Here is a 12,705-nt window from a genome sequence, read left to right on the forward strand (position 1 = left end):
TCGACACTGCCTACAACCACTCTATGGGAATACGCAAAGGCCGCATGCGCTAAACCCCACCAACACAAAATGTCGTTTAGCCCGACACGCCGCAAAACAACACATTCTGTCGTTTAGGCCGGCTAAGCGTCACGAAGAAAATAGGGCATGAAGAAACCCCGCCACCTGAGGTGACGGGGTTTACTATGCAGGGGCGACAGGACTCGAACCTGCAACCTACGGTTTTGGAGACCGTTGCGCTACCAATTGCGCCACGCCCCTATTCTTTTATTCCTCAATGCCTCAGCATCAAGCGTTGAAGACCTTACCAGAGCCATAGTTCCAATCCGAAACTAGGCACAGCCTGGACTGCCTTCAGCGCGGTAATAAAAAAGCGCCCTGCGGGCGCCTTTCTTTCCCGGTAGCGATGGCGAGAATTGAACTCGCGACACAGCGATTATGAGTCGCTTGCTCTACCACTGAGCTACACCGCCATATTCACCTTGGAGGAGTCCCTTCCTCCAAACATGAATGGAGCCCCCTGACAGAATCGAACTGTCGACCTTTTCCTTACCATGGAAACGCTCTGCCGACTGAGCTAAGGGGGCACATCCTAGCGTTGAACACATCGCTATTTCGTTGTGCTCTCCGTTGCGGACTCCAATAATCTAACCTGCTTTCAACGTTTTACACAAATCGCCACGTCAGACCCCATAAATATACAGTTCAAGTGGCTTCTTTTTACGCGATGTAAACGTGCTTGAATGAAGGGCGTGTTGGATGACGAGGATCGCCAATCCAGCGATGCTACAAAGCTGTATTACAACTTCGGCTTCGCCAGCATCAGCATTACTGATCCGCGCGAGCACTCCGATAAAGGGATAAGTCAGCTGTTTAAGTGCTTTGCGCTTGCCGACGGTCGCGTGACCGCCACCCCGCCCCCTAGGTTCCACCCTGGCGGATCTTGGCAGCGCCGGCTCCTCCCACCTGCGGCGGCGGCCCCCCAAAGGCGCAGAGATCGTGCAGGACAAAGGGCGGCCACTCGCATACAGAGCGTTCCACCAAAGACCTCCACTCCGCGTCCATTTCCCGGCCCACGCGATGCTACCCCCGGTAAGGTGTCAAGATCATCATCGAGCCCGCCGCTCTTTCCGTCGCCCCATTGTCATCGCCAGGCAAGCCGCCGCAGCCGCCCAGGCGGACTTTGTGAAGACCTCTGATGGCAGCCCGTGAGGGATGATAAGGCAGGAGAGCAAACCTGTTAGTACCAAGCGCCTTAGAAAGGTGTACTTTGCTGGTCCTTTAGGCCGCGATGAGAGGAGTTAGATGAGAACAATGTCCCGCCATTCACCCTTAGCAGTTTTGGTAATGATTACGGCCGTTATTTCATTATTGCTCTGCCTCGGCTACTTCATCGGCGGTTTGAATGCGATGTACGTTGCCAAGGCCCTAGCTGAATCGGATTCCACCTCATTGCCAGATATTTCTCGCAGGCTAGGAAAAGGCTTTTTCTACTTCGAGATCGCTGGGGTTTTCTTAGTTGTTTTCCTCGCCAGTGCTTATGCGGTGTGGCACAAGGCTAAAAGCTCCCGCACCCAGGAGCCCAGCCAGTAGATCCCGCCTCACAGCTGCAGGTACGCTTGAAACCCCGCAAGCTTTTGCTTGCGGGGTTCATTCTGTGCCAGGTAGAAGATTCGAACTTCTGAAGGCAATGCCGGCGGATTTACAGTCCGCTCCCTTTGGCCGCTCGGGCAACCTGGCATGCACTGTGTGGTGCGAGTAAGTACTTTACTACGAACCACCCTCCCACCTACAAATCGCCAGCGGAGTAGGGGCGAATGGAGCGGGAATGAGGGGGCATCGCCAAGCAGCTAGCCCACGCGGCGCACGGTGTAATCCGCCAGTTGGCGCAGGGCCTGGCTCGCGGAGTTCTCCGGTAGCACGGCAAGCTGCTCCTCCACCGTGCGCAGGTAGGCATTGATGTCCTCCAGCGCCTTCTGACGGCCGCCAGACTGGTGCAGGAGCTCAATGGCGCGCTCCACCTCGGCGTCGGAATGCAGCGGGCCAGTAAGCAGCTCACGCAGCTTGTCGCCCACTTCGCCCTCTTCCTCCAAGGCGTAGAGAACCGGCAGGGTAAATACGCCCTCGCGCAGGTCCGTGCCCGGGGTCTTACCGGACTCCTTTGGGTCAGAGAAGATGTCGATGACATCGTCCACAATCTGGAAGATCATGCCAATGGCACCACCAATGCGGTGCAGGGCTGCGGCATGCTCGGCCGAAGCACCGGAGTGGTAAGCACCCAGGTAGCCCGCGGAGGCGATGAGCACCGCGGTCTTTTCACGGATAACGGCCGTGTAGTGCTCCACGGCATTGGCCTCGCCCGCGCCGATGGTCTCGCGCATCTGGCCGGTCACCAGCTCTTCAAAGGTATCGGCAAAGTGGCCCACCGTGTGGGTATCCAGCTCACTCATCAGGCGAGAGGCATGCGCCAGGAGCGCATCGCCGGCGAGGATGGCCACGGAATTACTCCACCGCGAATTGGCGGATTCCACGCCGCGGCGGCGGTCCGCCTCATCCATGACATCGTCATGGTAAAGGGTGGCTACGTGCACCATCTCCACGACGGTGGCGGCCTTAACCACCTCTTCGCAGCCCGGACGCGGACCATATTCGGAGGCCAGCAGCGCCATCATGGGGCGAAAGCGCTTGCCACCGGCCTTAGACAGGTGGCTGACCTTGTCCTTTAAGAAGTCCTGGCCGCGGTCGATTTCACTGCGCAGCTTGTCTTCTACTGCTTCCATGCCCGCACCAATGCGCTCGTTGAGCTGCGGATCACCAAGATCCACGTGCGTGGCATGCGATTGACCGTGAGTCATTAAATAGTGTTCCTTGCAACTAAAAGCCAGAGATAATCGATTACCTACCGTAGTCCAAACTGCGCCCCTAAACACACTCGAGGGGTCGAACTCATGCAATGATAGTCCTCATGTCGGAGCAGATCGATTCCCAAACCTATGTCGAGGTCGCCATAATTGGCGCTGGGCCTGCCGGAGCAGCCGCCGCGATCCATGCCGCACGCGCCGGTTATGACACCCTCCTTATTGATTCCGCGACGTTTCCCCGCGATAAAACCTGCGGCGACGGGCTTACCCCGCGCGCGATGCACCAGCTTGCTGAGCTCGGCATTGCGGTCAACGCCTCCTACCGCAACCGCGGCCTGAAGCTGCACGGATACGGCGGCGATATTACCGCGCCGTGGCCGGAGACCTATCCCTCCCAAGTGGGCACGGCCCTGCCGCGCTTCCGCTTTGATGCCCTGCTTGCCGACGCCGCCCGGGAAGCCGGCGCCACCCTCCTCACCGGCACCCCCGCCACCGATCCAGTGATGGAGGGCAACCGCGTGACCTCCTTCCGCGTGGGAGAGGCCACCGTGCATGCCAAGTGGGTCATCGTGGCCGATGGCGTGCGCTCTACCTTTGGCAAGAAGCTCGGCCGCACCTGGCACCGCGAGGAGGTCTACGGCATCGCGGCACGCTCCTATGCGTCCTCCACGCACGCCGATGAGCCCTGGATGCACTCCCACGTTGAACTCAAGGACGAAGAAGGCGAGGTGCAGCCCGGCTACGGTTGGATCTTCCCGCTCGGCCCCGAGCTAGGTCAGGTCAACATCGGCCTCGGTGCGCTCTCAACCGCGCAGCGCCCCGCCAAGATCAACACCAAGAAGCTGCTCGAGTTCTACGCCGCCCAACAGCGACCCGAGTGGGGACTCGGCGAGATTGAGCACGTCACCTCTGCCTTACTGCCCATGGGCGGCGCGGTGTCCAACGTGGCCGGCGCCAATTGGATGATCATTGGTGATGCCGCCGCCTGCATCAATCCCCTCAACGGCGAGGGCATCGACTACGGCCTGGAGACGGCCGCGCTGGCCGTGAACCTACTCGGCCCGAAGGATTTCACCCTGGCCTGGCCGGCAGTCCTGCGCGAGCACTACGGCGAGTCCTTCCTCTTGGCCCGCACGGCCGCGCGCTTGCTTACCTACCCGCAGTTCCTACCGCTGGCCGGTCCACTGGCCCTGCGCGGGCCCATCGGCCGCATGCTCATGCCGGCCGCCGCGCGCCTGATGGGCAACCTCATTACTGACGATGACCGCGACCTCATCGCACGCACCTGGCGCGCCGCCGGCCGCACGGTCTCGTCCCTTCGCCGCGATACGCCACTCTGGGATTCGACCGCGGCTTAACCCCTGCTCCCCCAGGCACGGGCGGAGCAGCGCCTAGGCTGGCTTTACCGCCGAGTGCAGCGCCACGATGCCGAAGGTAAGGTTCTGCCAGCCGGCCTCGGCCCAGCCATTGCGATTGATAACCGCGGCGAGCTCCTCCTGCCCCGGCCACGCACGAATGGATTCCGCGAGGTAGATATATGCCTCCGGATTAGAAGAGACCAGGCGCGCTACCGGCGGGAGCAAGCGCATCAAGTATTCCTTGTACACGGTGCCAAAAATCGGTACCACCGGGGTGGAAAATTCCGCCACCGCAAGACGCCCGCCCGGCTTGGTCACGCGCGCCATTTCGCGCAGGCCGAGCTCAAAGTCGTGGATATTGCGCAGGCCATAAGAGATGGTCACGGCATCAAAGGTGTTATCCGCAAACGGCAGCTTCATGCCATCGCCCGCCACCTTGGGCACGTCGCGCTCACGGCCGGCGGCCAGCATGCCACGGGAGAAATCACACGCCACGCACCACGAACCGGACTTGGAAAGTTCCACGGTGGACACGGCGGTACCTGCTGCAAGGTCGAGAACCTTCTCTCCCGGCTTAAGGTTCAAACGCTCGCGGGTGCGCTTGCGCCAGTGCGCGTCCTGCCCAAAGGACAGCACGGTATTGGTGAGGTCGTATTTCTCGCCCACGGCGTCAAACATGCGCGCCACATCGAAGGGCTTTTTATCCAGATCTGCCTTAGACACAAATGATCAGTCTAGGCTACGCGGGCGCCAAGGGCACGAGCCGCCCACCGCGGCAGCTCCGGACGCTGGCCCAAAATGGTCAGCGGCACCCGGCGAGTATCCTCCAGCACCTCTTCGTAATAGCCCACGAGCTGCTCGCACAGTGCCTTCCACGTCTTGGAAGAAATGGACTCGCGGGCATTGTCCCGCATCTCCTGATGGATCTCCGGATTGAGCAGAGCGTCCACCGCATTGGGGAGGTCTTCCACAAAGGTCTTTACCTCCAGCAGCAAGCCGTTATAGCCCTCGTCGATGAGGTCTACCGGGCCACCGGCCCGTGGCCCGATGGTCGGCACGCCGGAGGCCTGCGCCTCCTGGATGGACTGGCAGAAGGTCTCGAACTCGCCGGCGTGGACGAAGACGTCCAAGGAAGCATAGGCGGCGGCGAGGTCTTCGCCGGACAGCGCACCGGTAAAGACGGCGCCGGGCAGCTGGGCTTCCAACAGTGGACGCTCCGGCCCATCACCCACGATGACCAGCTGAATATCCTCGCGGCCGTTGAGCGCCGAGAGGCGGTGCACGCCCTTTTCTGCGGCGAGGCGACCAACGAAGCCCACCACATTCTTAGTGCCGCTCGGATCCCAGCTGCGGCGCAGCTGCTCGGAGCGCTTGGAGGGGTGGAAAAGTTCCGCGTTGACGCCACGCCCCCAGTGGCGCACATTCTTGATGTGGTGCTTTTCCAAGTCCCGGATGGTCGGCGATGACGGTGCCAGCGTCATCTGGCAAGAGTTATGAATCGTGCGCAGCCACTCCCACACACCATAGGCCAGCGCGGAGGCATGGTACTTGGTGGCAAAACCGGCAACATCGGTCTGGTACAACGCCACGGCGGGAACGCGCTGCTGGCGGGCGGAGAAAGCGCCAGCCGCGCCGAGTACGAAGGGGCTGGCTAGGTGGATGATATCCGGCTTGAAATCGCGCAGCGCCTCATCGACCGCCGTGGTAGGCACGCCCACCGGCAGCGAATCCACCAGCGGCACGCGCACGGTGGGCACACGGTAGATGGGAAATCCTAGGTAGTCTGGGATTTCTTCTTGTCCCTCACGGGCGCCCGGCGCGATGACGATGGCCTCTTGGCCGGTCTCGTGCAGGTGCTCTAAAACGCGCAGCACGGAGTTGGTCACACCATTGACATTGGGGAGGAAGGATTCAGCCACGATCGCAACACGCATGCCACCATCATGGCCCATTTTCTTAAGCTTATGGTGAAGCCAGCGGAAAATCTTGGTTAATTATTTCTCCGCGCGGCGGGTAAAGAAGCTAATCAGCTTCCACATCACGGCCGCGATGAGCGTGGCAACTACCCCTACCGAAAGCGCCGGGATGATAGCCAGCGTCCATTCGCGGCCTTCGACCTTGACCAGGTCTGGGTCGTCCTGGGCGTATTGCACCCACACCTGCTGACCCTCGCCTAGGCCACTGGGATAGAGCAGCCCGTGTTGTGGGGTGTGGTAAATCCCTTCACTGTCTTGGAAATCCACCGTGGTGCGCAGCATGCCCACATCCTTGACCGTGGCCAAAGCGCGCGCGGGGTGGCTGGCGATGGCGTGGTCATTCAGCGCCGGCCCGATGACCATGCCCACCACGCCTACCAGCGCCGCCAGATACAGCGCCAGTGTCAGCTGGTGCAGGCGGCGGCGATAGACCGCGGGCGTATAGCGCGGCACCACGGCCGCGTGCGGCTTATGCTGCGGCGGGGCCACTTACTGGCCTACCTTTGCGGTGAGCTTCTCATTGAGCGCCCGGCGCGTGGCACGGGTGGTCTTGGCCTCCACGACGGTAATCCCGGTGGAGTATTCCTTCAGCTCCGCCAGCGTATCCAATAGCTCCTGCGGGGTGGTCACCTCGCGGTAGTCTGCCTCATAGGCTTCTGCCAGCTTGCCGACGTCCACCCCATGCGGCGTTCCAAACGCCGGCTCGAAGGACTCGCGCAGCGCATCGGCGCCTTGTTCCAGGGTCTCGAAGATTCCGCCGCCGTTGTCATTGGCCACCACGACGGTGAGGTTTTCGGGTCGCGCCTGGTCTTCTGGGATGAGCAGGCTATTCGCGTCGTGCAAGAAGGTGACATCGCCCATGAGCGCCATAACTCGCGGGGCGCGCCAGTTGGTGGGATCCAGCGATTGCGTGGCCAGGGAAATGCCGATGGCTTGGGCGATGGTGCCGTCGATGCCGGCCGCCCCGCGCGGCGAGTACGTATCCACGCCGTCGAAAGGCAGGCCCACCATGGAGGCGTCACGCACCGGGTTCGAAGCGCCGAGCACCAGGGTGTCATTGACGGAGAGCGTATCGCCCACCGCGGCCGCGACGTGCAGCCCAGTGAATCCCAGTTCCTCATCCTCGAGGGTCTCGCGCACCGCTTGTCCAGCCATATCGGTTGCGCCTTCGCAGATCTTCATCCACTCGCGGCTCGGCTCACCGGTGATCTTGACGGTGGTGCCAAGCCGGGCCTCGTCGCCGCGCTGATTGGTGAAGTCCTTGGTGCGCGAGAGCACCACCAGCTCAATATCCGGATCATTCATCAGCGCTAGCACGCCACGGTGCAGCGTCGGATGCCCCACGACGATGACCTGCTCTACCTTGGTGTTGACCACATAATCGTTCGCGGAGACCTGTGCCTTGCGGAAGATATGCGCCGCCGCCGGATGCACCGGATGATACGGGCCCGGCGCGCTCGGCTCTGCGATGGTTGGCACGTCTTGGAGGCCTTCTACCTCCCAGGCTTCATCGCCGGCAATGACCAGGGTGTTCTTGCTCAAGTCCACGGCTACTTCGCCGTGGTCCACAAAGGCCGGGGCCGGATCGAGCACGCCGTCGCCGGAGGTGCGGGCGGGTAAAGCGGCGTCGACAAGCGGGGCATCAAAGGCCACATTGATGTGTACCTGTAGGTCTTCGCGGAAGCGTTGGGCCATCGCCGCGATATCGTCCGCGCCGGTGACCTGGGTGGTGTCCGCATAGACGCCGAAGATGCCCTGCTGCTCGATGGTCTGCGACGCCCCCGTGCCCACCAGGCGCTCCGGCCGGTCCGCGCTAATGATGGCTAGCGGCGTATGAGAATAGTGTGCCTCCACCACGGCTGGCAGAGTATTGGCCACCGCAGTTCCCGAGGTCATCACCACGCCCACGTGGCGGCGCTGCACCCGCGCCATGCCCAGGGCGGTAAACGCTCCCCCGCGCTCGTCCAGGCGGGTGTGTACGCGGATATCGTCACGCGCCAATAGCGCCAGCGACAGCGGCGCGTTGCGCGAACCAGGGCACAGGACGACATCCGTGAGGTGGCGCGCCAGTTGGGCGGCTACCTTCTCAGCCAACTGCATCGATTCATTCATGCCGCCCGATTTTACCTGCCCGCGCGCCATTTCCCTTACCGGGCAGGTGCTGGGCGCTTAGTTCTGGTTGGCCGACTGCTCGCCGCCGCCCAAGAGGTCATTGAGGAGGCCCTCAACGTCCACATCGCTGCCCTTATCCAGCTGGTCTTGTACCTCTGGTGGCAGCTCGGTCGGGATATCGGACGGCAGGTCATTTTGGAAGTCCGGCAGCTTCGGCAGATTATTGGAGTTCTCATCCTGCGTATCCGGCTCTTCGGTCTGGGTCACGGTGGTGGGAACCTCCGTGGTCAGCGTTTCCGTCACCGGCTGTGGGTCCGGCTTATCCGCCTCGTCCGCAGCATTGCGCCATAGGAAAAACAACACCGCCGCAGCCAGCACTGCAAGTACCGCGATGGCCGCGAAGACGCCGGCCATCGCGCCGCCGCCCTTCTTCTTGCGCTTTTCCGGCTGGTCCGGATCGTAGTTCGACGGCACCGGCTCGTACTCGGGCTGCTGCGCGTACTGCTGGCCATATGCCTGCCCGGCCGGCTGCTGATAGTTCTGGCTATAGCTTTGCTGCTGGCCGTAGCCCTGCTGATAGCCAGCGGCCGCATCGAATTGACGAGTCTCATTCTGCGGCTGCTGCTCGCCCGGGAAGTACTGCTTGGGGTGCTCGCGGCGCGCTTGGTCGCGGCTGGAGCCGGCGGCATTATCGGGCACGCGGCCTATCTGGCGCGTGGCATCATCCGCCGGGCTGGACCAGCTGCGGGTTTCATTATTATCGCCATGAGGGCCTTTAGAAGTCATACCCTCTACCTCTACCCCATTTTGCTGTGAGATCCTAGAGAGGACTCCCACAGCTAACGGGCAGCGGAGGCTCGCCGCTTAGTGCGCTTGGCGTGCGCTCAAAGCACGGCCGGTGGCGGTATCCTCGGCGGCGACCTGCGCCGGGGTGGCATCCGCGATGATGCGGCCGCCGTCTTCGCCAGCGCCCGGGCCCATCTCGATGATGCGGTCCGCATGCGCCATGACCGAGAGATCATGCTCGACGACGATTACCGTATGGCCTGCATCCGCCAGCTTGTGCAGCTCGGTATTGAGCAGGTCGATATCGGCTGGGTGCAGGCCCGTGGTGGGCTCGTCCAGCAGGTAGACCGTGTGGCCGCGACGCGAGTTGCGGGAACGCTGCAGCTCCGTGGCCAGCTTGATGCGCTGGGCCTCGCCGCCAGACAGCTCCGGCGCGCCCTGGCCCAAGCGGAGGTAGCCCAGGCCGACGGCCTGCAACGTGGCGATGGCGCGGTAAATCTTTTCTTCTTCGGCAAAGACCTCGGCCGCTTCATCTACGGTGAGCTCCAAGATGTCCGCGATGGTGCGGCCCTGCCAGGTCACCTCCAAGGTCTCGTCGTTGAAGCGGGCGCCGCCGCACTCCGGGCAGGTGGTGTACGAGCCCGGCAAGAAGACCAGCTCCACCTCGATCTTGCCCGCGCCGCCGCAGGTGGGGCACTGGCCTTGCTTTACGTTGTAAGAAAAGCGCGAGACCGTCCACTTGCGCTGCTTGGCCTCATCGGTGGAGGCGAAGAGCTTGCGAACGTTATCGAAAAGCCCGGTATAGGTTGCCAGCGTGGAACGCGGGGTGCGGCCAATGGGCTTCTGGGTAATCTGCACGACGCGCTTGACTCGGTCAAAGCCCTCCGTGCTTTCCACAGACCAGCCCTTATCCTCGGTCTCTTCCTCATCGGAAACGGCCGTAGCGGACTGTCGCAACAGCCCAGCCAGCACCGTGCTGACCAGGGTGGACTTGCCCGATCCCGAGACACCGGCGACCGCCGTGAATTGGCCCAAACCAAAGTCCACATCCAAGTTGTCGATGCTGCGTGCGTTGATGCCGCGGAGGGTGAGGTGGGAGGAGGGGGTGCGGGGGTCGTCGGCAAGCGCGAGCGTGCGGTGAGCCAGCGCATTGGCGGTAGGGGTGTCCGCGTCATAGTCTTCGACCGGGCCCGAATAGACCACGTTGCCGCCGCGCTCGCCGGCCAGCGGGCCGACGTCCACGAGCCAGTCCGCTTGCGCGACCAAATTCATGTCATGCTCCACCAAGAGCACGGAGTTGCCGGCCGCGATGAAACGGCGGCACATATCCATGACCGCGTCGCGCTCATCGGGGTGCAGGCCGGCCGAGGGCTCGTCGAGCACATACGCCACGCCAAAGAGACCGGAGCGCAGCTGCGCTGCCAAACGGATGCGCTGCATCTCGCCGCCGGACAGGCTCTGCGTCGGCCGATCCAGGCTTAGGTGCGCCAAGCCGAGCTCCAGCGCCGAGGTCAACGCAGGCAGAATCTGCCGCAGCAGCAAATCCTCGGCCGAGTTCTCCTCCGGGTTCTGCTTGCTGAGCACCTCATGCACCCTATCCAGCGGCAGCGCGCCCAGCTCATCAATCGGCATGCCCGCATAAGTCACCTTCAGCGCGGCCGGGTTGAGGCGGCGGCCGCCACAGGTCTCGCATTCGCGGGATTCCATATAGGACAGGGTGCGCTTGCGCAGCGTATCCGATTGGGTCTCCGCCAGCGTCTTATTGAGGTAGCTGGCCACCGAGCGCCACGTGCCCTCATAATTGCGCTGAATCTGATCTTTTCCGCGCAAGGGCTTGACCGTGACTACTGGGCGCTCCTCGGTAAAGAGGATCCAGTCGCGGTCTGCTTGTGGCAGCTCTTGCCAGGGCGAATCCAGGTCATAGCCCAAGTTCATCAAAATGTCGTGGAAGTTCTTGCCGGCCCAGGCGCCCGGCCAGGCTTGGATAGCGCCCTCCTCGATGGAGAGGGTGGGATCCGGGACCATCGAGTCCTCGGTCGGTTCATGCACCACGCCCGTGCCGTGGCACTGCGGACACATTCCCTCCGGGGTATTCGGGGAGAAAGAATCCGAGTACAAGCCCTCCGGGTTATCCCCGGCGCGCGAGTAGAGCAGGCGCACGCTATTAGAGAGTGCGGAGACTGTGCCGACCGTGGAACGCGCACCGCCGCCGGAGGTTGATTGTTGCAGTGCGACCGTCGGCGGCAGGCCTTCTACCTGGCTGACCTGCGGGTCGACGGCCGAGCTAATGAGGCGACGGGCGAAGGGCGCCACCGATTCGAGATAGCGACGCTGGCCTTCGCCGTGAATCGTGCCGAATGCCAGCGAAGACTTGCCCGAACCAGACACGCCCGTGACCGCAACGAGCTTGCCGCGGGGCATATCGACGTCGACGTTGCGCAGATTGTGCAGGTGGGCATCGCGGACCTTGATAGTAGACATGTCCCCTAGCGTACGCACAGGCGACGGCTTGGGCAGTCTGAAGTCTGACAGCAGTCTCCTTTAGCGATTCACCGGTTTTCTTTCCTGGCTCACCGGTTTTCAACGATTTCGTCCATACATATGGCGAAAATCGTCGACGATTTAGGTGTTTTAGATGGACGAAATCGTTGAAACGAGGAAAGTGGAACCTTCCTGGAAGATTTCCAGTCCAATGAGACATGTGGACGAGAAATGAATTACTAGATTTAGGCCTTACTGACTATCAAATCCGCTGCAGGATTAGTGAGGGAACGCTTGTACGCTTGCGGCGCAACTGTTACATCGCGGCGGAGGCGAGTGCGAAGGATAAGCTCGCCGCGGTGGCGCAGCTTTATCCGGATGCGGTGTTTACGGGAACGGCGGCGCTTGCTGCCTACGGTTTATGCGAGGTGCGGCTGCCGGCAACGATTCGGGTGGATAACAATTGCCGGGCGCGGGCGGATGGGCTGGTGCGTACTGTGAGGTCGCGGCCGGTGCCGGTAAATCGGGTAAAGGGCGTAAAGATGGCGTTGCCCGCGCAGGCGGTGGCAGATGCGCTGAGCTTCGAGCGCTGTGGCGAGTGGCTGCTCAAAGAGGCCCTGGCGCAGGCCTACCGCGGGCTCAACGGGAGGGGGAGGTTTGCGGCCGATTTAGAGATGGTGAGCAGCAAGGAAAAGGATGCAGTTCGCGAGCTGGCGGAACTGGCGCCGGTAGGGACGGCATCGAAGTGGGAGCAGCGGATGTTTCGCGAGATGCGGCGGGTGGGTCTCAAGCCGGTGCCGAATTTCCGGCTGGGACCGTACACCTGGGATTTAGGATTCGAAGCGGGAACGACCGTGGTGGACTTGGACTCGCTTTACTATCACACGCCGGAGAATAATCACCGGGAATTCCTCATCGGGACGTGGAAGACCAATCACGCGGTGCAGCACGGGTGGGCGCCGCTAAAGTTTACGGATGAGTGCACCGACTACCACCTCAAGCTGGTGGTGGAGACGGTGCAGGAGACGGTGGCGCATCGCCGCAGCGTGCGCGGGTTAAAGAGCAGGCCGCAGAAGGTGCGTCGGGCGCTGGCGACTCCGGCGTGGAGGTTTCACCAGAGCCTGCTCTAGG

At 62.2% G+C, this 12,705-nt stretch carries 10 protein-coding genes and 4 tRNA genes; 3 read left to right on the forward strand and 11 right to left on the reverse strand.

The annotated features are described in order from the left end of the window. Positions 1-188 precede the first annotated feature (188 nt). The 3 genes from MHY24_RS10930 to MHY24_RS10940 form a co-directional block, all read right to left on the reverse strand. Positions 189-261: transfer RNA gene (locus tag MHY24_RS10930), tRNA-Trp, on the reverse strand. A 140-nt stretch (positions 262-401) separates the two neighbouring features. After that, positions 402-473 (reverse strand) — tRNA-Met (locus MHY24_RS10935). A 38-nt stretch (positions 474-511) separates the two neighbouring features. Continuing rightward, positions 512-587, reverse strand: a tRNA-Thr gene (locus MHY24_RS10940). A 760-nt stretch (positions 588-1,347) separates the two neighbouring features. Here MHY24_RS10940 and MHY24_RS10945 point away from each other — a divergent pair. Continuing rightward, a complete protein-coding gene (locus MHY24_RS10945) occupies positions 1,348-1,593 on the forward strand; it encodes a hypothetical protein (protein ID WP_239230595.1) in 246 nt (81 codons plus the stop codon). Positions 1,594-1,658: 65 nt separating this feature from the next. Here the strand turns inward: MHY24_RS10945 and MHY24_RS10950 are convergent. Next, positions 1,659-1,740: transfer RNA gene (locus tag MHY24_RS10950), tRNA-Tyr, on the reverse strand. A gap of 110 nt (positions 1,741-1,850) precedes the next feature. Continuing rightward, positions 1,851-2,855 carry a polyprenyl synthetase family protein gene (locus MHY24_RS10955; RefSeq protein WP_239230597.1) on the reverse strand — a complete coding sequence of 335 codons (1,005 nt, stop codon included), beginning with the start codon at positions 2,853-2,855 and terminating at the stop codon, positions 1,851-1,853. Between the two features lie 98 nt (positions 2,856-2,953). Between MHY24_RS10955 and MHY24_RS10960 the strand changes: the two genes are divergently transcribed. Then, entirely contained in the window at positions 2,954-4,219 is a 1,266-nt protein-coding gene (locus tag MHY24_RS10960; protein ID WP_239230599.1) for a geranylgeranyl reductase family protein, read from the forward strand. Between the two features lie 33 nt (positions 4,220-4,252). Here the strand turns inward: MHY24_RS10960 and MHY24_RS10965 are convergent, their stop codons facing one another. The 6 genes from MHY24_RS10965 to MHY24_RS10990 all read right to left on the reverse strand — a co-directional run bounded on the left by MHY24_RS10965 (position 4,253) and on the right by MHY24_RS10990 (position 11,574). Next, the gene (locus MHY24_RS10965; protein WP_239230601.1) at positions 4,253-4,942 is read right to left on the reverse strand and encodes a demethylmenaquinone methyltransferase; all 690 of its coding nucleotides are present in this window, start codon (positions 4,940-4,942) and stop codon (positions 4,253-4,255) included. 11 nt (positions 4,943-4,953) lie between these two features. Further along, positions 4,954-6,153: a glycosyltransferase family 1 protein gene (locus MHY24_RS10970; protein WP_239230664.1), complete on the reverse strand. Its 1,200-nt coding sequence runs from the start codon at positions 6,151-6,153 to the stop codon at positions 4,954-4,956. Between the two features lie 60 nt (positions 6,154-6,213). Next, positions 6,214-6,684 (reverse strand): DUF3592 domain-containing protein, encoded by a 471-nt coding sequence (locus MHY24_RS10975; protein WP_239230603.1) that lies wholly within the window; start codon positions 6,682-6,684, stop codon positions 6,214-6,216. Further along, positions 6,685-8,307, reverse strand: coding sequence for a 2-succinyl-5-enolpyruvyl-6-hydroxy-3-cyclohexene-1-carboxylic-acid synthase (menD, locus tag MHY24_RS10980; protein ID WP_239230605.1), 1,623 nt, complete (start codon positions 8,305-8,307; stop codon positions 6,685-6,687). A 57-nt stretch (positions 8,308-8,364) separates the two neighbouring features. After that, positions 8,365-9,093 carry a hypothetical protein gene (locus MHY24_RS10985; protein WP_239230607.1) on the reverse strand — a complete coding sequence of 243 codons (729 nt, stop codon included), beginning with the start codon at positions 9,091-9,093 and terminating at the stop codon, positions 8,365-8,367. 78 nt (positions 9,094-9,171) lie between these two features. Further along, entirely contained in the window at positions 9,172-11,574 is a 2,403-nt protein-coding gene (locus MHY24_RS10990) for an excinuclease ABC subunit UvrA (protein ID WP_239230609.1), read from the reverse strand. Positions 11,575-11,933: 359 nt separating this feature from the next. On the opposite strand from MHY24_RS10990, the gene MHY24_RS10995 reads away from it, so the two are divergent. Beyond that, the gene (locus MHY24_RS10995) at positions 11,934-12,704 is read left to right on the forward strand and encodes a hypothetical protein (RefSeq protein ID WP_239230611.1); all 771 of its coding nucleotides are present in this window, start codon (positions 11,934-11,936) and stop codon (positions 12,702-12,704) included. The last annotated feature ends 1 nt before the right edge of the window (position 12,705 follow it).

This window comes from Corynebacterium sp. ACRPQ (assembly GCF_022347225.1).
Taxonomy (GTDB): domain Bacteria; phylum Actinomycetota; class Actinomycetes; order Mycobacteriales; family Mycobacteriaceae; genus Corynebacterium; species Corynebacterium tuberculostearicum_D.

Bases quoted from the DNA above. Each gene is read 5' to 3' on its own strand.
- MHY24_RS10945 (WP_239230595.1), top strand. From the start codon at position 1,348: ATGATTACGGCCGTTATTTCATTATTGCTCTGCCTCGGCTACTTCATC.
- MHY24_RS10955 (WP_239230597.1), bottom strand. From the start codon at position 2,855: ATGACTCACGGTCAATCGCATGCCACGCACGTGGATCTTGGTGATCCG.
- MHY24_RS10960 (WP_239230599.1), top strand. From the start codon at position 2,954: ATGATAGTCCTCATGTCGGAGCAGATCGATTCCCAAACCTATGTCGAG.
- MHY24_RS10970 (WP_239230664.1), bottom strand. From the start codon at position 6,153: ATGCGTGTTGCGATCGTGGCTGAATCCTTCCTCCCCAATGTCAATGGT.
- menD (WP_239230605.1), bottom strand. From the start codon at position 8,307: ATGAATGAATCGATGCAGTTGGCTGAGAAGGTAGCCGCCCAACTGGCG.
- MHY24_RS10985 (WP_239230607.1), bottom strand. From the start codon at position 9,093: ATGACTTCTAAAGGCCCTCATGGCGATAATAATGAAACCCGCAGCTGG.
- MHY24_RS10990 (WP_239230609.1), bottom strand. From the start codon at position 11,574: ATGTCTACTATCAAGGTCCGCGATGCCCACCTGCACAATCTGCGCAAC.